Genomic DNA, 20,910 nt, shown 5'->3' with positions numbered 1-20,910 from the left:
GAGGATTAAATCGTGAAAAAAGATCTTGCACAGCTACGAGCAGAGCTCAGCCAAACGGTGGAACCGTTTGGATTGGTGATTGAAAAGTTGGTACCGCCCTCGAAAGGAAACCAAAGCTTAGTAATCGACTTAGACCTGCCAGACGGGCCAGGTCAAGTTTCTTCTGATCAGCTCGAAGAAGCCTCGCGAGCTCTCTCGGCCAAACTCGATGAGATTGACCCATTTCCAAATGCGTACCTACTTGAAGTTGGTACGGTAGGGGCAGTTCGTGACCTCAAAACGCCGCGCGACTGGCGACGAGCTGTAGGTCTTTCGGTCAAGATTCGTCGACAAGGCGCTGGTAATGTCACCGGCGAATTGCTGGAAGTCACTGATGAACAGGTCTCATTACGTGTCAAAGACGATGAAATCGTTGTACCCTTGGAAGCAATCGTTTCAGCTCGAACTCGGGTTGACTTTTCTGCAGTGGAGGAGTGAAACATGGAAATCGATATGCGAGCATTGCGCATGGTTGAATCCGAAAAGGGTGTTTCCATGATGACCCTGGTAGCCGCTATTAAAGAAGCGCTACACAAGGCTTATCTAAAAATGCCTGGAGCTATTCGTTCCTCGCGCGTTGAGATCGACGAAAAGACCGGTTTAGTTTCGGTTATTGCCGACGAGATTGACGACGAAGGCAATAAGATCGGCGAGTTCGACGATACTCCTTCAGGTTTTGGGCGAATTGCCACTGCTACCGCACGTTCCGTGATTGTACAGAACTTGCGCGAGGCTGAAGATGCAGAAATCCTCGGCCAGTTTAAAGACAAAGCAGGCACAGTAGTTTCCGGGATCGTCCAGCAGGGCCGTGATCCGCGAGTCCTCAAAGTTGATATTGGCGATTTCGAGGCAGTTTTGCCTGAATCGGAACAGATTCCTGGCGAGCACCTCAAACACGGTCAGTGGATTCGTGCCTACGTAGTGGAAGTGACTCGCACCGAACGCGGGCCGCGCATTCTACTCTCGCGCACCCACCCTGGTTTGGTTCGCGGTCTATTTGAACGGGAAGTCCCTGAAATTCAAAATGGACAAGTAGAAATCGAAGCAGTAGCTCGCGAAGCCGGACAGCGTTCGAAGGTTGCGGTACGACCTTTAGTTAAAGGTTTGAACGCCAAGGGAGCCTGCATCGGTCCGATGGGTCAGCGAGTTCGCGCAGTTATGGGCGACCTTGGTGGCGAAAAAATCGACCTAATCGATTTCTCAACCGATCCCGAAGTTTTCATCCCGAATGCACTTTCTCCAGCACGTGTCGCGCAAATGGAAATCATTAGTCGCGCCGATTGTGAAGCTCGAGTAGTTGTCCCTAACTACCAGCTCTCATTGGCAATCGGGAAAGAAGGCCAGAACGCTCGTCTAGCTGCGCGCCTTACTGGCTGGAAGATTGACATTCATCCCGAGGACGAAGAAGCTCTGTAAAGCACGTTTGCTTAACTTTGGGTGGGCCTACTCGCCCAAAGTTGAAGAGGCGTGACTTTTCCCTCGTAAATAGGCGTTTTGCCTCGTAAGGGCATATAGTTGTAAGCGTTATGCAATCTAAGCTGTCTACAGACGACCTCGCACGTGCCCTAGGGCGTCGTTGCATCGGCTGTATGCAGGTAGATTCCCGCGAAAATATGTGGCGGTTGGTACTAAAAGATCAACAGCTAACCATTGATCGTGGTTGCAAACTTGGTGGTCGGGGAGCGTGGTTACATCCAGATCCTGATTGCCTCAAAATGGCCAAGAAGCGTAGAGCCTTCTTGCGTGCGTTCAAAGGCGCTGCTTTTGAACAGCCAGCCGACTTATTTTCCGAAATCGAAGGTAAGTGAATTCCGGTTCGTAAGGTGCGAACCGCTGCATAGCAGAAGAAAGCGGGTTGGAAGCTGATGGGCACCCGATGAGTACCCAGCGATGAGCTGCCAGCAAGTATAGACGTCTGCCCCTGTTCTGGGGTGGACCTAGAACAGGAGAAATGTGGCTAAGTTACGAGTTCACGAGCTCGCCAAAGAGCTCGGGATTACTAGTAAAGAACTACTACAAGTTTTAAAAGACAACGGCGAGTTTGTTAAGTCAGCCTCGTCCAGCATCGAAGAACCGGTTGCACGCCGGATTCGTGAAAAAGTTTCAGCCAAACCAGCTGAAGCTAAAGGTGCTGACAAAAAAGAGGGCAAAGCTGCTAAGCCTGCAGCTAAGAAAGCTGCCCCGAAGCCTAGCGCTAAAAAGCCAGAGACCCCGGCCGTTGCTCCCGCAGCACCTAAGCCGGCCTCGGCACCTAAACCTCGTCCTAAGCAGGCTGCTAAGCCTAAGCCCGAAACCGCTCCAGTAGCGGACAAGAAGGCAGCTCCTAAGCCTGCTCCAAAGCCAGCTGGAAATGCTCCTAAGCCATCCGCTGGTCCTCGTCCAACCCCAGCAACTGCGGCACGTAAGCCAGCTGGTCGTGGAGGCAACAACCCCTTCGCCCCAGCCGCTCCTCGTCCCGGCGGTTCCGCTGGTAACGGTGGTCCTCGTCCGGCACCACGCCCAGGCCCACGCGGTGGCAATAACCCCTTCGCTGGCCCTAGCAGCGGTGGCCCACGCCCAGGTGGCGGCCGTGGCAATAATGCCGGTGGCGGTCCTCGTCCAGGTGGCGGCCGCGGTGGCAATAACGCCCCACGTCCAGAAGGTGGCGCACCTAAGTCTCGCGGACCACGTCCAAATCCGAATATGATGCCCGGACAGGCACCATCCCCAGCTGACTCGGCACCACCACGCGGTGGTCGCGGTGGCGGCCGTGGCGGTAACCGTCCCGGTGGCGGCGGCCCCAACTTCGGTGGCGGCCCAGCTCGTCCCGGTGGCGGCGGTGGCTTTGCCGGTCGTGGTGGCGGCGGTCGCGGTAGCACTCAGGGTGCGTTCGGCCGCGGCAACGGTCCACGTCGTGGCCGTAAATCGAAGCGCGCACGTCGTCAAGAATTTGAAGAGCAGAGCGCACCACTAATTGGTGGCGTTCAGGTTCCTCGCGGTGATGGTTCGACCCCGATCCGGATCCGTTCTGGTGCTTCGCTAGCTGACTTTGCGGAAAAGATTAACGTCAACCCAGCTGCGCTAGTTACCGTCCTGATGACCTTGGGTGAGATGGCAACTGCTACTCAGTCCCTAGATCAGGACACTCTCGAAGCCCTCGGCGTTGAACTTGGTTACGACGTTCAGATCGTCTCGCCAGAAGATGAAGATCGTGAACTTCTCGAGTCCTTCGACATCGACCTCGATGCGGAAGAAGCTGAAGAAGGCGACGAAGATTTGGAGCCTCGACCAGCAGTTGTCACCGTCATGGGTCACGTTGACCACGGTAAAACTAAACTGTTGGACGCAGTTCGTCACACCGACGTGGTGGCCGGAGAATCCGGCGGCATTACGCAGCACATTGGTGCTTACCAGGTGCGAGTAAACCACGAAGGCGAATCTCGCGCCATCACCTTCATCGATACCCCAGGTCACGAAGCGTTCACCGCTATGCGTGCCCGTGGTGCGAAGGTCACTGACATTGCCATCTTGGTTGTAGCTGCGGATGACGGCGTAATGCCTCAAACCGTAGAAGCTATCAACCACGCGCAGGCTGCCAAGGTCCCGATCGTGGTGGCAGTAAACAAGGTTGATAAGCCAGAAGCTAACCCAGATAAGATCCGCGCCCAGCTCACTGAGTACAACTTGGTAGCTGAAGAATATGGCGGCGACGTCATGTTCGTTGACGTTTCTGCTAAGCAGCGTCAGGGGATCGACAAGTTGCTCGAAGCTGTTCTTTTGACCGCTGATGCGGCTTTGGATCTGCGAGCCAACCCTGATTCTGATGCTCGTGGTGTGGCGATTGAAGCCAACCTAGATAAGGGTCGCGGCTCGGTGGTTACCGCCCTCGTGCAGCGTGGTACCTTGCGTGTTGGTGACGCGATGGTCGTTGGTACTGCCTACGGTCGCGTTCGCGCCATGCTAGATGAGCACGGTCAGCCAGTCGAAGCTGCTGGACCATCACGTCCAGTCTTGGTACAGGGTCTAAACTCGGTGCCTCGCGCTGGCGACTCCTTCTTGATTGCTCGTGATGACCGCACTGCCCGTCAGATTGCTGACAAGCGTTCGGCTGCCGAGCGTGCTGCTCAGTTGGCTAAGCGTCGCAAGCGTGTCTCGCTTGAAAACTTCAATGACGTATTGGCTCAGGGCAAGGTTGACACTCTTAACCTCATTATTAAGGGTGACGTCTCCGGTGCTGTCGAAGCGTTGGAAGACTCCTTGCTTAAGATTGACGTGGGCGAAGAAGTCGATTTGCGGATCATCCACCGCGGTGTGGGTGCGATTACCCAGAACGACGTCAACTTGGCCACCGTCGACAACGCCATCATCATTGGCTTCAACGTGCGTCCAGCTGAGCGCGTCGGCGAACTGGCCGATCGTGAAGGCGTAGAAATCAAGTACTACTCCGTCATTTACAATGCTCTCGAAGATGTGGAAGCAGCGCTTAAGGGCATGCTCAAGCCAGTCTACGAAGAAGCAGAACTTGGTACTGCGGAAATCCGTCAGGTCTTCCGTTCCTCCAAGTTTGGTAACATCGCTGGTTCGATCATTCGTACCGGTACCATCAAGCGCGGCACTTCCGCCCGCTTGGTTCGTGACGGCGTCGTAGTTGCTGACAACTTGAAGATTGAATCCTTGCGTCGTGAAAAGGACGATGTCACTGAGGTCCGCGAAGGCTTCGAATGTGGTATCGGTCTTGGGGTTAAGGACATCAAGGAAGGCGACATCATTGAAACTTGGGAAATGCGCGAAAAAGAACGCGACTGACCTAAGTGCGCTGATTGGCGTTAACCAATAGTCATTTGGGGGCGGCTCGATTATTTCGAGTCGCCCCCAAAACTTTGGCACTTGAAAGCGCTATTGACCTGTCATAAGCTGGAGTAGTTAGTGGTGCGAGCAAAGATGCTTGGAGTGATGACATGCCCACGCCGACGAAGACGGGGAAACGGACCTCTGGCTTACCAGCTAAAACGAGGCTGCAATGGTCCGGCCTCAGCCTTGCTATTGCCCTCTTTCTGTTTCCGATAATCCTGCCCATTTCCGGTTTAGATGGGCCGCAATCACGCATGCTAGGGATCTTTTTAGCGGCCATTTGCCTTTGGGTGACTGAGGCGATTCCATTAACGGCAACTGCGGTGGGAGTAATTTTTCTCGAGGTCGTTCTCATCTCTGATGCTGCCATTGTTCCAGTGGGAGCAGATGCGACCAGCGCCAAAGTTTATTTTGCCTCCCTGGCAAATCCAGTATTGATTCTATTTTTAGGCGGTTTCATGATCGCCGATGGTGCGGCAAAGTACGGTTTGGATAAGAATCTAGCGGCCTTGCTATTACGACCGTTTGGTGGGTCTGCGCGGCTGACCCTGCTAGGCCTGATGAGTATTACCGCGTTACTGTCAGCTTTCATGTCTAACACGGCGACAACCGCGGCAATGTTTGCCGTGGTTTCGCCAATCTTAAAAGCGCTCCCTACTCGACGGGCACGCGCTGGAGTAGCATTAGCGATCCCCGTGGCTGCAAACCTTGGAGGAATCGCCACCCCGGTCGGTTCCCCGCCCAACGCTATTGCGATCGGTGCTTTAGCAGAGAAGCAAATCTATCTGACATTTGCCGGGTGGATAGCGCTAAGCTTACCGATTGTATTGGTATTACTACTATTTTCTTGGGGCGTCCTTTCGACAGTGGCCTTACCTGTGGGGACACAACTTGAACTTGAAATGAAAGTAGATTTTGATCGGAGCCGAGCCGCCATTTGGTTTTATCTCATCACGGCGTTAACCATCGCGCTTTGGCTGACAGAGTCTTTGCATGGAGTAGCTTCAACCATCGTTGGTTTCTTTCCCGTGGTTGCCTTTTTGGCGACGCAGGTGATGGACGGGGAGGATTTGAAGAAAATCTCTTGGCCGGTACTTTGGCTAGTAGCTGGAGGGATCGCCCTCGGAGTAGGAGTAGGGGCTACCGAACTAGATAAGTGGCTCTTAGGCTCTATCAACTGGCAAAGTTTCTCCGTACTTTGGTTGCTGCTATTGTTGGCTTTGGTGGCAGTCGGTATGTCTAATGTCATCTCTAATTCTGCTAGCGCTAATCTACTTGTGCCCTTGACCTTAGGATTAGGAGCTTCGATTTCGGTCGATCAGGGGACCGTGGCAGTAGTCATTGCAATCGCTTGCTCATTGGCAATGTGTCTGCCGATCTCCACTCCACCCAACGCCATTGCCTATGCCACCGGCACGATTACCAATCGCGCGATGTTACTGATGGGACTAGTTGTGGGGATCTTAGGAATCATATTGCTGGCATTCGTCATGCCTTTCTACTGGTATGGGGTCGGGCTTCTCCCCGTTAACTGACGTGGTGTCGTAAAGTCTTTTTGCTCACTTTTGAGCATTTACCTCTTCCTTTTCTGACAGTTTGTCATAAACTTTTGTTAGATAAAGGAGAAACTAATGAGCACTAAGACTGAAATAAAATCTGAAGAAGTGCAGGCACAAACGCAGTCTGCAAACCGCTTGGAAACTAATCCCAATCGTTGGAAGGCGCTAGGGGTGCTGGCCCTAGCTGTTTCCCTCATCGTGATTGATGGGACGATTGTAAACGTTGCCCTGCCAACGATGATTCGGGAACTGCCGCTAAATTTCACCCAAGCTCAGTGGGTAACCACCCTTTACAACCTCATTTTTGCTGCCTTGCTAATCACTACCGGACGCCTAGGAGATAGTTTTGGTCGGCGCAACACTCTTACGTTCGGCATTGTATTGTTTGCCCTTGGTTCAGCTCTAGCCGGATTTGCCACCGGGGCAAATTCCTTGTTATTGGCCCGAGCTATTCAGGGCGTGGGTGGTGCCTTCGTGCTCCCTGCCACGCTGTCCACGGTTAACGCCACCTTCCAGGGGCGCGAACGGGCCAAAGCCTTTGGGATCTGGGGTGCCACGATTTCTGGGGCCGCCGCCGCTGGTCCGCTGCTCGGTGGTTGGCTCACCACCTCTTTCAATTGGCGTTGGATTTTCGGAATTAACCTGCCGGTAGCCGTTTTGCTGCTCATTGGCGCTTACCTGTGGGTCCCACAGACCAAAGAAACTGACGAGGTCGCTCCCGGCGTGGTTATCACCCCACTCAATTTCAAAACATTTGACTATCTAGGTTTCCTCTTTTCGGTGCTAGGCATGGGCGGGGTCGTCTTTGGCCTAGTGGAAGGTCGTACCCTCGGCTGGCTAAGCGCTAAAGCTGGTACTTGGGCCGAAAACTGGTCGCTTTCACCAGCCCCAATCGCCATCGCTGTTGGCCTTGTGTCCCTCGTGCTTTTCGTTGTGTGGGAACTAAAACGAGCACAAGCCGGGCAGAATCTACTTCTCGATGTTCGTTTATTTAAGATCTCCAGCTTCAGTTGGGGCAATATTGCTGCTTTAGTCGTAGCTATGGGTGAATTTGGGCTACTGTTCGTGCTGCCGCTATATTTGCAAAATGTGCTTGGGCTCAGCCCAATCCGCTCGGGCTTCGTGCTTGCGGTCATGGCCCTCGGTTCCTTCCTTGCCGGTGGTTTAGCCGCCCCGCTTGCCCACAAAATTGGGGCGGTAGGGGTCGCGCGGCTAGGCCTTGTACTCGAAACCATTGGGGTGGCCCTCACCGCTTTGGTTATCACCCCGACTTCGCCAACCTGGCATGTAGATCTGCCACTTGCCATCTATGGGTTTGGTCTAGGGCTTGCTTCTGCACAGCTAACCTCCACCATTTTGGTTGAGGTGCCACGTGCCCAGTCTGGTCAGGGGAGTGCTACTCAGTCCACCGTTCGCCAGTTGGGTTCCGCCCTCGGTGTGGCAATTATTGCCACCATCATGGCTAGCTCGATTAGTGCTGCTGCCGAAGGCTCCCTCAGCGGGGTTAATGGTCTGCCGGTACCTGCAGCTGAAAAAATTGAAGCATCGGTAGCCCCATCTGCAGGATCGATTATTCCGCAACTTCGTGAAGGAGTGGGGAAAGCCAATCGGATCCCACCGCAGGCTCGGGCAGAAATCGCGGACAAACTTTCGGATGCTTTCGTGTCAGGTTCCAAGACTCCTCTCTGGGCTGGCGTAGCCTTTATGGCCCTTGGGGTGGTAGCTACTACTCAGCTGCCCCGCAAGAAAGCAGACTAGCCAATCAAAGAAGATGAAACGGGCGCGAAATCAAGACAGGTTTCGCGCCCGTTTTAAAGGGTGAAACTTAACTAGTGGTGGTGCTCAGGCTGCAGTGAAAGTTAGGCACTGGGCGGTGTCTTTGCCGACCTCAACCGCGTTTGCGGAGCATTCCAAATGGTCGTTGTGGGCACAGTCGGTCCGCTGGCAGGCTCCCACCTGTGCGCTGCCATGGGCGGCGCCACCCTTGACATCCAAGGCTACGAAAGTGGTGCATCCTTCGGTTCCCATAGTCATGGCGGCGGCGTTGCAACCATCATGATTGAAGGAACATTGTTTGACCGAGCAATCGGAGACGATAGGTAGTTTGATCATGATGACCTCCAAAATGTTTTCTAACTGGACACTTCCAGTCAAGCTAATCAGCGAAAATGCTGCAAGCCAATCTAACTTAGGGGGATTAATCGTTGGAAAATAGCCGAAATAGGTAAACCTAAGATTTGTTGTCATTAAAGCAATTAAGCATCACTATTTAAATTAAAAATGCTTGCGTCACTAAAAGGTAAACCTAAGAAAAGCGTTAACAAGAAGCATTCATCGCGACCTAACTACCAAGACAAAGCCGGCCATAAAAATATCTCGGAAGTTAATGCTAGAACTAGCTTATGATTGACCTATGACCAATGTTGTTTACTTGTGCGATACCAATACGCTTCCCGATTTTTCCATGACTCATCCGCTTTTTGCTGCGGCTGTAGCGCTCAGAGTCGCTTGGGAAGAGGAAAATGGGGAAAGCGAACTACACCCCATTACGGTAGAACGCACCTGGCAACAATGGTGTCAGGCTAGTAAAGACGGACAGAAAGAACTGTGGCTACTGCTAGCTAAGGAAGAATCGGAGCTCGCTAGCACTCCCGAACAAACCCAAATCACCCCCAGGGTGCAAGAAATAAATGGGGCCGAGGACGAGGTCGCTAGCATAACTAGTGGACAGCCAAAGGTCATCGGTTTGGCCACGCTCAGCTACGACAAGAAAGACGAAAGTCAACTGGCTTTTCTCTGGACTTTAATGGCAAAAAGTTGGCGTGGCATCGGCCTCGGCAAGCACCTAATCGAAAAACTAGAAAGCCGGGTCAAAGCGGCTGGCAAAACTATTATCGAAACCAAGCTATATAGCCCACCCGTAGCCTTCCAAAACACCGACAGTTCCAACCAAAGTAACGAACCGGACTTCTTACAGGTGCCCTCAAACGAGGAGGCCATCAAACTTGGGTATAAAATTGGGCTGATTGAGATTGTTAATGCTCGACAACTTCCCCTCGAAGAAAACACCAAAAATCTTTTGGCGCAAAAGGCTAGTCGGGCAAGCAAATACGAAAAACTCGCTTGGTCATACGATCATTTTCCGCCCACAAAAGCTGGGGACTCGGCAGCTACTGCGGCTTCCTTTATGCGACTATTCAACCAAAGCAACCAAGATGTGCCAGCCGGAGATTTAGCAGTAGACAACTACGAGATAAGCCTCGCTACTTACCGCAAATGGATGGAACACTACCAACTTGCCGGACATGAACTGTGGCACGTGGCTTTAGCCGATGAACAAGGCGAAATCGTCGCTTTTGCGGACGTGGAAATCTACCCCGGCAAGACCCAAGCACACCAAAAACTAACCGTTGTTTCTCGTCATGCCCGAGGCCTTGGGCTTGGCTGGGCGATCAAAGCTTGGCTACATGAGAGCCTAGAACAGAACTTTGGCCAGCTTAAGATTCTGTCGACCAATAATGCCATCGATAACTACAGCATTTTGGCAATCAACGAAGCCATGGGATTTAGCGAAAAAATGCGGGTAGCCTTCGCCCAGAAAACCCTCTCATAACAGTTCTACTGCGAAAAAGCTTGGAGCCCGTCAAGCAAAACCTGACGAGCCCCAAGTCGTTTTAGCGTGAGCCCACTAGGCTTTAGCCCCCACTAGCTTCCAAGCTAGCGGAGAAAGAGCCGCAGCCAGCACGGTCTTTAACAAGTCACCAGGAACAAAAGGCAACAAGCCAATCTTTAGCAGTGCTGACAGGGAAAGGGTCTTACCCAAAGCGGCTAGGGCGACCCAAAGATAAGCCAGCCCAAAAACATAAAGCGCGACATTTGCCCCCAAGAAGAGCAAGAAGGCCGAGGAAAGGCGACGATCCCAACCACGCTGGGCCCCAAAACCGACCAAGGCAGCCATCAGGATAAAACCGATAATGAAGCCAAAGGAAGGCTTAAAGATAGCTGCGCTGCCACCCGTGAAGTTCGCAAACCAAGGCACCACCAATAGGCCGAGCCCCAAGTAACTTGCCAAAGTAATCGCACCTCTAGTCAAACCAAAGGCCGCGCCCACCAACATGACTGCTAGCGTCTGGGCAGTAACCGGCACCGGCCACATCGGCACACTAAGCTGGGCGAAAGCGCCGACCAAAGAGGCCCCGGCGATGACCAGTACCAACTCGCGGGCAGCCTTACTCAGTGATCCCAAGGTCCAACGATCGGCTAGCACCGGTTCGCTAAGAAGCAAAGACTTATTTAGAGTGGGGGAGGTTTTAGACATTTTTCTACTTTCTGATGGGTTGAAATATTAGAGATAAGTTTTTTAGGGTGGGACTGGTTTGCCACAGGAAAAGCTGGTTGCCCCAGCAAGGAGTGATTTGCCCAGCAAGGACTGGTTTACTCCAGCTGAGGCAGGTTGCCTTAGCCGGGATTCGCCCCACTGCCACTTACGATGACAATGGCACTGGCAAAATCGTCCTCGTGACATAAAGAAACTTGGCACATGGCACCCGGGCAAGTCCGCGAAAAAGCCGCCAAAACTTCCCCAGATAAAACCAACCGAGGGCGGTGCACGCTATCGCTAACCACCTCGATCTGCGACCAAATCGCCGGAGAATCAGGCAATGGTAACGGCAATGGACCCAAAGCTTGTGACCAAGCCTTAACTAGCGCTTCCTTGGCCGCCCAACGAGCAGCAAGCGAAGCTGCCGGCGCTGGACGCAAAGACGCGACCTGTTGCTCTTGGGCGGTGAAAACCTGCGAGAAGGTGGACCCTGGCATCTGGAGTTGCGCGGCAAAATCACTGATTTTAACCGTGTCCATCCCTACCCCGCAGACCCCTTGGCGTCCCCAATCTCGGGGCAAGCTAGCCAAAGAGCGAGCCAAACTCGGCTGGGGCGAGCTAGCAACCTGGTTTCCTCTCAGGCTCATTGCTGTACTTCACTTGCTGGTTGAAACCGACCGTTGCTTGCTAGGCGAGCTTGTGGATCAAGCAGCATGGCCCGCTCGCTCTCATCAGCGCCTACCTGCGGGAGGCGACGCTTTTCCACCGGTTCATAAAGCTTCGCTTGACCAATCATGGCCGCGGAGAGTCGACGAGCCCCAGCTTGCAACCGTTCGCTAGCGCGCTGACGCCAAGCGGCCACATTCCCGCCCTCGGCCTGCAAAACCGCTTCGAAACAGGACGGGTGAGCCAAAACCACCAAAGCGGAAACGTGCCCGAAACCAAGCGAAGTTAAGGCAGCTGCCTTTACCGCGCCCGGACCCAAATCGAGCGGAGAACGAAGCCAAACGAATTCTCCCGACTTGGGCGCGATCGCCTCATCAACACAATCGAGGGCGGCATTGCCCGGCAACTTACCGGTGCGAAGCACCTGAGCCAAACCAGCCAGCTGGAAGAGCGCGGCACCACCCTTGGCATGTCCAGTCAACGACTTCTGAGAAATCACGTACTGAGGATTGCCAGTCTCACGGCCAATCGCCGGCCACAAAGTAGCGTGCAGCAAAGACTCATTCGGGTCATTGGCATTGGTGGAAGTATCGTGCTTCGAGACAACTTTTACATCATTTGCGCTCAAACCCAGCTTTGCCAGATTCTGAGCCAAACGAGAGTCGCCATAGCCACAGCCGGCCGCAAGTGCCCCAATGCCCGGAGCCGGAATCGACGTGTGCGCGCCATCAGCAAAAGACTGGGCGTGAGCGACCACCGCCAGCACTGGGAGACCCAGCTCTGCCGCCACGTCACCACGAGCCAACAGCGCGGTGCCGCCACCAGCAGCCTCAACGAAACCACCTCGACGGGCATCATTTGCCCGCGAGAAGAAACGCGGATTAATTCCCTTGGCCGCCATCGCCGCTGAATCTGCGGTGGCATTCATTTCCCCGAAACCGGTTAGCGACTCGACACTAATATCGTCGATCCCGCCGGTGACCACAAACTTGGCTTTACCCACCAAAATCTTGTCAACCCCTTCTTCTAGGGAAACAGCTGCAGTAGCACAAGCAGCCACCGGGTGAATCATGGCGCCATAACCGCCCACATAGGCTTGCATGACGTGCGCGGCCACCACATTGGGCAAAGCCTCCTGCAAGATATCCTGCGGGCGATCCTTACCAAGGAAGCGATCGAGGAAGACCTGACGCAAAGACTCCATCCCGCCAATGCCGGTACCTTGGGTGGAGGCAACCTGGCTGGGGTGAAGCGCCGTCAGTAGTTCAGCCGGGGTGAAGCCCGCACTGAGGAAAGCATCCACGCAGGTCACCAAGTTCCAGGCTGCAATCCGGTCCATGCCATCGAGCATGCCCACTGGAAGCCCCCACTTGGCAGGATCGAAATCGGTAGGTAGTTGCCCGCCAACCGTGCGGGTCAAAGTGGCCTTCTTAGGCACGAGCACTTGGCTTCCAGCTAGCTTACGCACCACAAACTCGCCCTCGTCATTGGGGAAATAGGTGGCTGTAGGATCAGCTACTTGGTAGGCGCGAGCAATCTCCTCACTAGGTACCGTGAACTCCACATCGGATTCGAGGTAAACCGTGGCCGCATCCAACGAACCCAAGTCCACCAAAGTGGAGTCATTGACAAACTCGCGAACCCCACAACGAGCTGTCACTTCCTCACGATAACGCTCGTAGATCTCAGCTTCCGGCACCAGTTCACCAGACTGGTCATACCAACCAGCTTGTGGTTCTTGCGCCCAAGTCAACAGGCCCATCATCCAAGCCAATTCCAGTACGCCAGCAGCGGTTAGTTCGACGCTACCATCGCGCGAAATACCGTATTCAGCTTCCTGCCTGGTACGTCCTGAGCCCCAAGCAGAAACCTCGCCGGTACCAACCAAAACCACCAGATCGGATAGTTTGGTCGAGGTCGGCCCCACCTTTGTGGATGACGCCAAGGTTGGCAAAGTGATATTCGGGAGGGCCTTAATCTTCGGAGCTTCTAGTGCCTTTGCTTCGGTCTGGGCTAGCTCCTGCGCGGCCTTGACCTGCGCGGCAACTTGCGCCGCCAAAGTTGGCAGGTGCACCTTGGCTTGGGCCAAACCACCAGTAAGATCTGCCTCCAGCGGTGCCTTCGCCGCCTTAGCTCGTGCCTTCGGCGAACACAGGTCAAGGAGCTTTTCGCTAATCTGCGCGGGAGTATAGACCTCGATGCCTGCTTCCTTAGCAGCCGGCACTAGGGCGTCATTAGCCCCCATTAAGTTGGTGCCAGATACCCAACCAATGTGGGCACGAGCCAAGGTGACCTGCTGTGGCCAAACACTTTCCACCTGCCACTTATTCACGATGGCATCGAAAGCTGCCTTGACTTCACCATAAGGGCCATCGCCCCCAAAAGTACCACGGTTAGGAGAGCCCGGAAGCACCACATGGACTCGCTCGCCATTGCCATAATCGGCAGTGGCCTGAGCCAAACCAGCCAAGAGGCGCTCCACACTCCACAGCAGTATCCTAGCTTGGCGTTCGGTAGCGGGACCGGCCTCGGCCAAAGAACCAAAAACGCGTCCAGCAGCAAAAGGGAACAGCAAAGTTGGGAGCAAGGCAGGTTTGAGTACCTTCGTCACTTGACCAACGCTTTCTGTCTGGGCAGTGGTAACCCAGGACAGCAAATCATCAATATCTTGGAAGGAATTCAAATTCGCTGGAACTAGCCACAGTTTGGCTTGCGCATTAGCATTCTCGGCGTAGAGCTCACGGGCGAAATTCAAGCGTCGATCATCAATGCGGGACGCAGTCATAATCACCGTCGCTCCACCTTGCAACAGGTCGGCGACCAAGGCACCCGCAATCGAATTTGGGGCGGCCCCAGTTACCAAAGCGACTTCCTGCTGGAAACGTCCGGTCGCAGATTCCAAAGCCAGGTCAGACACCTGCTCAAACCACTTAGCTTGGCTCTGAACCTGCCCGGCCCACCACTTAGCTTGGTGGGAAACGGTTTTCCCCAATCCGGCAAAACGACTCGGGTCAGGCATACTCACCTTAGCCTCGGGGGAAGCTGCAAGCGCTTGTCCCCAACGAGCCAAATCTTCGCGGGCACTGGCCCAACGGTCATTAAAGAGCACTGCCCGTTTCGGATCGAAAGCATTGCTGACAGACTCGAGCCACTTTGGCCCAAGTTCAGTTTCTACCTTCGCCAAAAGCTGGGCTCCAGCTTCATCAAGCGCCACCGAAACTGGGGCATTGGCTAACCCGAGTTCAGCCAAAGTAGTCCGAGCCAGTTTCGCCAAGATTCCCTGCTCACCCGTAATAGCTTCAGCTAAAGCAGAAAGAGCGGCACTATCGACCTGAACGTTCCCACTGGTTGGCCCCTCATTACCCGGAGTAGGCAACTGGTAGTTCAGCTCGGTCGCCACCTCGGCCACCGCCTGATCGATCCAGGAAAGCAAACGAGCCTGATCTGGGTTGCTGCTTAGCTCCCAATCGGAAAGGGAACCACCTCGGAGGGAATCGCCCTCGCGCAAACCCAAAAGCAAGTTAACCAGTACTGGGTGCAACCAGGAATCGGGAAGCTGCCAGTGCTGGCGCAAACGAGATTCGATCGCGCTCAATTTGGCGCCGGCACTTGCCCAAATCGGACGCAACTGGGCATCAACTACAGCCTGCAAAACCGGGCCCAGTGGTTTATAAGTGGGGGCCGCGCTGACCACCTTACCTAGTAATGTTTCTACGCTCGCTTCAGAGGCGCCCTCGATTGAAGCGACCTGTAGTTCGGCTGCCAAATCCATAAGCAACTGGTTGCGTCGCGAGGAAACCCCGTTGGTCAGGGTATCCATCGTATCGGCCGGCAGCACCTGGCTGGTGCGCAGCTTAGTCTGCCAAGCAAACAAAGCCAAAGCTGCCTCCTTGGCCGTAAAGCGTGCCTCGGGTGCCACGCCCGAAGTAGCCGCGCTCTGGCTCGGCTGGGCCGAGGACGCCGCCTGGGTGGGGGCCTGGGCATTGGCCGAAGACGCCGAGTCGGCTGGCGTTTCTTCCGTGCTAGAAACATTAGAGTCAGCAGTAACCTGAGCAGGCGTTGTCACCTGAGCAAGGGTCGCCGGGCTTTCAACTTCGGACTGGCCAATGGCATTTTCAGTGGTAGCAGCAACCGGACCATCCTGAGATGAAGCTTGAGTTGATGCCTCAACCGTCGTTAAGTCTAGGTTGTTCTGCCTAGCGGTTTGGATTGCCAAAGACTGCTGTTTGAACTGTTCCAGTTCCGCTGACAGAGCCGGAGTAGCAATCGCCTCATTGGCCAAAACTACCACTTGGTCGCGTTCTAGATTCAAGAGCTTCACTGCGCGACGCGAGAACTGCGGTAGTGACAAAGTTTGTTTCGCCAGATTTGCCAAAGTGGGGGAAGCTGCCAAACCAATTTCTACTAGGTGATCAATACCGAGGCCGCCATCCTTTACCGGGGTAAACAACAACTCCTGCGTCTCAATCCAACGAACCGGGGAAGCAAACTGCCAAGAAAGCAATTCCACCAACAAAATCCTCGCCAGACGTTCGGGCTCGTTTGCTGCGAGACGTTCGAACTCGTCACCCTCGGCCAATAAATCAGCCAAGCGTTGCGCGGGAGCTGCCCCCACGATTGCCTCCGCAAAGTCGCGCGTCAAAGCAAAAGGAAGGGCTACCAGGTTGGGCAGATAGCGACCAACCAAAACTTCCACATCGATTGTAGTGGGGAGTAAACGCTCAAGTGTCTGGGCAAAAGCGGGAACCCCATTCGCCAAAACGCTAGAGTGGAACGGGACGTCAATTCCCGGAATCTTAATATAAGGACGCTTGCCGCCGCGAAGTGCAGCTAGCTCCTCTGCGCGCTTCGCCAACGCGTCCAAGCCGGCAATCGTCCCAGCCACCGCATACTGACGTGAAGCCACATTGTAGTTCACAATCTGCAAGAACTCGCCAGTTTGTGTGGCAATTGAGGCGACCAAAGCTTCGATCTCGGCCTCGTCCAAGCCACACTGATTTGGGCGCAAGGCCCCTAAGCGATAGTTGGAACGGCCGGCCTCATCGCGTGGCACCAAAGAGTGCATGGCGCTACCACGCGAATAAACCACATCGATCACGGCGGGCAGATCGAAAATATTCGCACAAGCGGCCAAAGCAGTGTACTCACCGAGTGAATGCCCAGCGAAGTAGGCTCCTGCCACCTGCTGCCCGGCAGCACGCAACTGCTGAGTTTGCCCATAAGCCAAAACCGCCAGTGCCACCTGGGTGAACTGGGTCAGATGCAAAACACCCTTTGGGTGCTTAAGCAACTGGCCTCGTACCAACAGTTCGGTCGGATTCTCATCCACGATACGCAGAATCGAAAAACCGTGTGCCTGGCGAGTGTGCGCATCGGCCTGTTCCCAAACCTCACGCACTACTGGGTTAGCCAAGCGATCGCTAGCTCCCATCTTGGTGGCCTGAATGCCTTGGCCGGGATAAACGTAGGCGGTCCGCGGGGCACTCAATACGGCCTGCGCCCGAGAAACCACTTGGCCGTCAATCTTGGCGGTTACTTCAAAAGCAACTTCACCGCTAGGGCCCCGACCGACCTGTTCGGCCACCAGCTCCACCAAGTCATTGAGCTGCACCATGCCATACATGGAATAGCTCCAAGCCAACAGGCGCCCAGGCTGCAACTCGCCCCAGCTGGAGAGCAAGAAAGCCTGTGCGGTGGCCGAAAGCCACATGCCATGTACCAAAGGTGCGGGTAAACCAACTAGAGCGGCTGCTCGATAAGAAGTGTGGATCGGATTGAAATCCCCGGAGGCCAGCGCAAATGGGGTCATTTCTGGTGGGGCCAGCACCATGGTCCGTGACCAGAACTGTCGCTTAATCGGGTTGACCTCACGTCCCAAACCACCAAAGCCCGGCAGGATCGAAGGAGGAGTATTCGTGGTGATGCGCCCTCGGATGGCAAAACGTTCCGTCAGCACCGCCAGCAATTCGCCCTCGATACGCAACTCCAAGGTGACCTTGACAATGCGACCTGAGGCGGATTCTTCTAGCTTACTGGTTCGAGCAATCACCTCCACCCGGTTGCTACCGGCGGTAAATGGACGCAAATCATGGGTGAAATCGATGCAGTGGTCTAGGTGAACCGCTTGCAACAACCCTTCGATTACCGGATAGCCATCAGGCAGGTAAGCCGAACCCAAGGCCGCATAAATGGCCGGCCAGCAAGCCCCCACTAGCGCATCAGGTAATGCAGTAGGCAGAGTAAATCCGCTCTCGTCGCTATTGGGCTGAACGACAGACAGAGCCGCACCAGTGGTGGCTAGGTGCGAAGAGAATACTTCTTGATTCAAGGTGAAAGCATAATCAACGCGACCGAAAGGTGATCCTGCTTCCGTACTCACCTTCGGCAGGTTGGTAAGCTGGTCACCACTGGCTGAGGTCGAACCTATGCCAGCTACCGCTGCCAATAAACCGTAGACTGCTTCGGGTAGCCGTTGGTCATCTACTTTCAGGACAGCGCCGGTAGCCAAAGAAGTGGGTAGACTCAAGGGAATACGCACTGTTTTAACCGCAAAGGCAGGGGCGGAAGCGAACTCGTCCCAGCGGGTATCGCAGTTAATGACGATCTCCCAGCCGTCCTCGGTTTCGACAATATCGCAGGCCGAGGACGAACCCGACTGACCGAAGCGACGTACGGCAGGTGCCGGGTCATCTGAGGAAAGAGCAGGGTTTGCCATCAGGTGGCCACGCCAGTCTAGCCATGGACAATTCTGAATGAACTCGGTGGGTGTCTTGACGCCACCTAGACGAGCATAGCCTTCGAAAACCGGGGCATTTTCTGCCTCTAGGGCCGAAATGGCGCCAGCTTCGAAGCGTCCCAAAAGTTCTGCCACTGGCTCATCTACCCGATCGATGCCAGCGACCGAAACTGGGCCAGGGATTACGCGTACTGCCGAGGCGCCGTAGCGTTCGTCCTGTGATTGCCAGAGGGTATCCATACCCCACCAGCGAGCCAAATCGCCATCAAGGACAGGCACGAATGGCAAGGGCTTGTGGTGCTTGCGGCACAAGGTGGGGAAGTAGGCAATATCGGCTGGCCAGATCTTGGTGGTGGCCGCCTGCGGGTAGGCTTGTGCTAGGCGAGCGATGGCAGCAGGGCCATCTGACACGTCGTCAACCGAGGCAAACAGGGAATCGATTTCGCCATGATCTGCCGGGTTCAATCTGGCTTCGATCCGCTGAAGTAAATCGTAGAAACGATCCGGCCAAGTAGGGTCAGTCCACGGGTATGCCAGTTCCACAAAACGCTGGGCCCACTGAAGATAAGTAAAGGTTTCTAGGTCGCCAAAATACGGTTTCGCCGTTTTATCGAGGGCGGCAATGATCTCCTCGCGCCTAGCGGTGATTTGTTCTAGATCTGCCCCGATTTCGCTAAGCAAACGAGAGCAAGCGGCAGAATCATTCGCAATTTCATACATGTCGGCATGAAGGTGCGAAAGCCCGGAGGTGACGCCACCTCGAATCTGGCCAGAACCGACCCAACCACCCTGATCATCTGGCGCGATCCCAGGGGTTTCTTTTAGCAGTTGCTTGACTTCGGGGGAAGTTTTCGCTTCGAGGCAGGTCATGGCGGCAGTGCCCACCAAGATGCCATCAACTGGGCGGCGATCAGCCGTGTACTTCTCCGACCAAGTACCAAGCAAGTAGCGGGCGGCAATCTGTGGGGTACCAATGCCCCCACCGACACAAAGCACTACATTTTCGGTAGCCCGAATTTCGTCATAGGTAGCAAGCAGCAAGTCGTCGAGGTTTTCCCAACTATGGTGTCCACCCGCGTGACCGTCCTCGACCTGCATGATTAGCTGGAAATTGGGGTTAGCTTTAGCGATGGCCAGCACAGAGCGGATCTGAGAGATTGTGCCCGGTTTGAAAGCAATGTAGCTGAAACCGTCTTGGGTCAGGCTGGCGATGAGTTCGGTGGCTTCAGCTACCTCGGGGATACCAGCAGAAATGGTCACGCCGTTCAGCGGGGCGCCAGCAGCACGCGCTTTGGAAACAATCCGTTGGGTGCCAAACTGTAGGTTCCACATGTAGCGGTCAAAGAACATGGAATTGAACTGAGCACAACGACCAATCTCTAGGGCCGCTACCAAGTTTTTGAGGTTGTGGTTGAATACTTCGGGGGAGTACTGGCCGCCACCGGCCATTTCTGCCCAGTAGCCGGCATTGGCGGCAGCAGCCACAATTTCGGCATCCACCGTAGTTGGGGTCATTCCCGCCAAAAGTACGGGGGAGTTTCCGGTGAGGCGACTAAAGGCAGTTTCGAGGCGGGTAGTCCCGTCAGCTAGTTTGACTAGTTTGGGGGCAAAACGCGTGTAATCGGATTTGGCGCGGTCGGCTTCTCCCGCTTGGATTTGCTGGTCGAGGACGCCTGGAGTGTGCCAGGCCTGACGCAACTGATAATTGCCGCCTTCGAGGATCTGTAATTTGGCAGGCGATACTAGGGTAGAACTCAATCTAGTCAAGCTATCTCCTGGCCCAAGATTTACCGCCCAGTCATAGCTTCCGGCTAAGGAAACGAGTTCGCTGGGCCAATCGTGTGACTCGGTGAGGATTGCGGCCGCCAACTGGGAAAGCTCAGGCAACGCAAGGTGGCATTTTTGCGCCCAGTCCAGGGCATGTTCGAGGGCTGGGGTGAAGGCCGGGTGGTGGAAGGGCACATTGATAGGCAGCTCATCCCAAATTGGGTTGATCTCGTTGCCTCCGCGCTGTTTGTTCGCCAGTTCGTCATTGCGTTCATCTACCCGTTTTTGGCAAATGGCTTCGAAGTCAAGCAAACTTTGCGGATGCCCAGCCAGTACGAAGGTTTGGGGGCCGTTCTTGAGTGCTACCGCCACTTTTTCGGTTTCTTCGCAGCCGGTGTGCTGCTTCGCCAAAGCACGGTCAATAGCGTTTTGGCATAGTCCACGTACTGAACGCATGGCCGAACCTAAGGTGGGCCAACCCCACTGAGCTACTTGCGCTTTAGCCGCGTAGGAAAGCAAAACAGACAGGGCCACCACGGAAACTAGGGCACCTCGATCTTTAGCTTTTAGCGCCTTGGCCGCGCTCAATCCGAGGGCGCCTTGGGAATGTCCCAAGCTGGCGGTAAGGTCTACTTCAATGGGAAGAGTGTCTAATTCGCTTAGTGCCGCAATTTGGGTGAGCAAAATGGCCGGCATGGAAACGGTAGCGTCCTGGGCAGTTACTCCTTGGGTGCGGCCTTGGAAAAGCTGATCAACTTGAGTTAAGGAATCTGGGGCGATGGTGACGAGTTCTTGCAGGACTGCGCCTAGCTTAGCCTTCGCTTCTTCCCAAACTTGTTCGGATAGTTTGGCTCCCTGGCTTTGGCCGAAGTCGGTGTCTTGCCAGCAAGCGAGCCAATTGCTCGCTTGACCTGCGAAGAGGACGGGGAGTGTCATTTTTTGCTGTTCCATTTTGTTTCCTTTTGCCTGATGGTGGAGTATTAAGTCTTGGT

At 54.7% G+C, this 20,910-nt stretch carries 11 protein-coding genes; 7 read left to right on the top strand and 4 right to left on the bottom strand.

The genetic code is table 11. The features are described from left to right. Positions 1 to 12: 12 nt before the first annotated feature. From BK816_RS05970 to BK816_RS05945, 6 genes are all read left to right on the top strand, one after another. Positions 13 to 477: a ribosome maturation factor RimP gene (locus tag BK816_RS05970; RefSeq protein WP_071164360.1), complete on the top strand. Its 465-nt coding sequence runs from the start codon at positions 13 to 15 to the stop codon at positions 475 to 477. A gap of 3 nt (positions 478 to 480) precedes the next feature. Then, the gene (gene nusA / locus BK816_RS05965; protein WP_071164359.1) at positions 481 to 1,455 is read left to right on the top strand and encodes a transcription termination factor NusA; all 975 of its coding nucleotides are present in this window, start codon (positions 481 to 483) and stop codon (positions 1,453 to 1,455) included. Positions 1,456 to 1,565: 110 nt separating this feature from the next. Continuing rightward, positions 1,566 to 1,847, top strand: coding sequence for a YlxR family protein (locus BK816_RS05960; RefSeq protein WP_071164358.1), 282 nt, complete (start codon positions 1,566 to 1,568; stop codon positions 1,845 to 1,847). Positions 1,848 to 1,992: 145 nt separating this feature from the next. Continuing rightward, entirely contained in the window at positions 1,993 to 4,824 is a 2,832-nt protein-coding gene (gene infB / locus BK816_RS05955) for a translation initiation factor IF-2 (RefSeq protein ID WP_071164357.1), read from the top strand. A 152-nt stretch (positions 4,825 to 4,976) separates the two neighbouring features. Then, the gene (locus BK816_RS05950) at positions 4,977 to 6,404 is read left to right on the top strand and encodes an SLC13 family permease (protein ID WP_071164356.1); all 1,428 of its coding nucleotides are present in this window, start codon (positions 4,977 to 4,979) and stop codon (positions 6,402 to 6,404) included. A 96-nt stretch (positions 6,405 to 6,500) separates the two neighbouring features. After that, positions 6,501 to 8,186: an MFS transporter gene (locus tag BK816_RS05945; protein WP_083379110.1), complete on the top strand. Its 1,686-nt coding sequence runs from the start codon at positions 6,501 to 6,503 to the stop codon at positions 8,184 to 8,186. 84 nt (positions 8,187 to 8,270) lie between these two features. On the opposite strand, the gene BK816_RS05940 is transcribed toward BK816_RS05945, so the two are convergent. Continuing rightward, positions 8,271 to 8,540, bottom strand: a complete 270-nt coding sequence (locus BK816_RS05940) for a DUF1540 domain-containing protein (protein WP_071164355.1) — start codon at positions 8,538 to 8,540, stop codon at positions 8,271 to 8,273. A 301-nt stretch (positions 8,541 to 8,841) separates the two neighbouring features. Between BK816_RS05940 and BK816_RS05935 the strand changes: the two genes are divergently transcribed. Continuing rightward, on the top strand, positions 8,842 to 10,041 hold the full coding sequence (locus BK816_RS05935) for a GNAT family N-acetyltransferase (RefSeq protein ID WP_071164354.1): 1,200 nt from the start codon (positions 8,842 to 8,844) through the stop codon (positions 10,039 to 10,041). A 75-nt stretch (positions 10,042 to 10,116) separates the two neighbouring features. Here the strand turns inward: BK816_RS05935 and BK816_RS05930 are convergent, their stop codons facing one another. From BK816_RS05930 to BK816_RS05920, 3 genes are all read right to left on the bottom strand, one after another. After that, complete coding sequence (locus BK816_RS05930; protein WP_071164353.1) at positions 10,117 to 10,746, bottom strand: biotin transporter BioY; 630 nt, start codon at positions 10,744 to 10,746, stop codon at positions 10,117 to 10,119. A 140-nt stretch (positions 10,747 to 10,886) separates the two neighbouring features. Beyond that, on the bottom strand, positions 10,887 to 11,396 hold the full coding sequence (locus BK816_RS05925) for a holo-ACP synthase (RefSeq protein ID WP_083379109.1): 510 nt from the start codon (positions 11,394 to 11,396) through the stop codon (positions 10,887 to 10,889). Further along, positions 11,393 to 20,869, bottom strand: coding sequence for a type I polyketide synthase (locus BK816_RS05920; RefSeq protein WP_071164351.1), 9,477 nt, complete (start codon positions 20,867 to 20,869; stop codon positions 11,393 to 11,395). Before BK816_RS05920 ends, BK816_RS05925 begins: the two co-directional genes overlap by 4 nt. Positions 20,870 to 20,910: the final 41 nt, after the last annotated feature.

This window comes from Boudabousia tangfeifanii (assembly GCF_001856685.1).
Classification (GTDB): Bacteria; Actinomycetota; Actinomycetes; order Actinomycetales; family Actinomycetaceae; genus Boudabousia; species Boudabousia tangfeifanii.
This window is presented reverse-complemented; position numbering and strand designations above follow the sequence as displayed.

Excerpts from the sequence above, each read along its gene's own strand:
- BK816_RS05960 (WP_071164358.1), top strand. The coding sequence starts at position 1,566 with ATGCAATCTAAGCTGTCTACAGACGACCTCGCACGTGCCCTAGGGCGT.
- BK816_RS05930 (WP_071164353.1), bottom strand. The coding sequence starts at position 10,746 with ATGTCTAAAACCTCCCCCACTCTAAATAAGTCTTTGCTTCTTAGCGAA.
- BK816_RS05935 (WP_071164354.1), top strand. The coding sequence starts at position 8,842 with ATGACCAATGTTGTTTACTTGTGCGATACCAATACGCTTCCCGATTTT.
- BK816_RS05920 (WP_071164351.1), bottom strand. The coding sequence starts at position 20,869 with ATGGAACAGCAAAAAATGACACTCCCCGTCCTCTTCGCAGGTCAAGCG.
- BK816_RS05925 (WP_083379109.1), bottom strand. The coding sequence starts at position 11,396 with ATGAGCCTGAGAGGAAACCAGGTTGCTAGCTCGCCCCAGCCGAGTTTG.
- BK816_RS05950 (WP_071164356.1), top strand. The coding sequence starts at position 4,977 with ATGCCCACGCCGACGAAGACGGGGAAACGGACCTCTGGCTTACCAGCT.
- BK816_RS05940 (WP_071164355.1), bottom strand. The coding sequence starts at position 8,540 with ATGATCAAACTACCTATCGTCTCCGATTGCTCGGTCAAACAATGTTCC.
- BK816_RS05945 (WP_083379110.1), top strand. The coding sequence starts at position 6,501 with ATGAGCACTAAGACTGAAATAAAATCTGAAGAAGTGCAGGCACAAACG.
- nusA (WP_071164359.1), top strand. The coding sequence starts at position 481 with ATGGAAATCGATATGCGAGCATTGCGCATGGTTGAATCCGAAAAGGGT.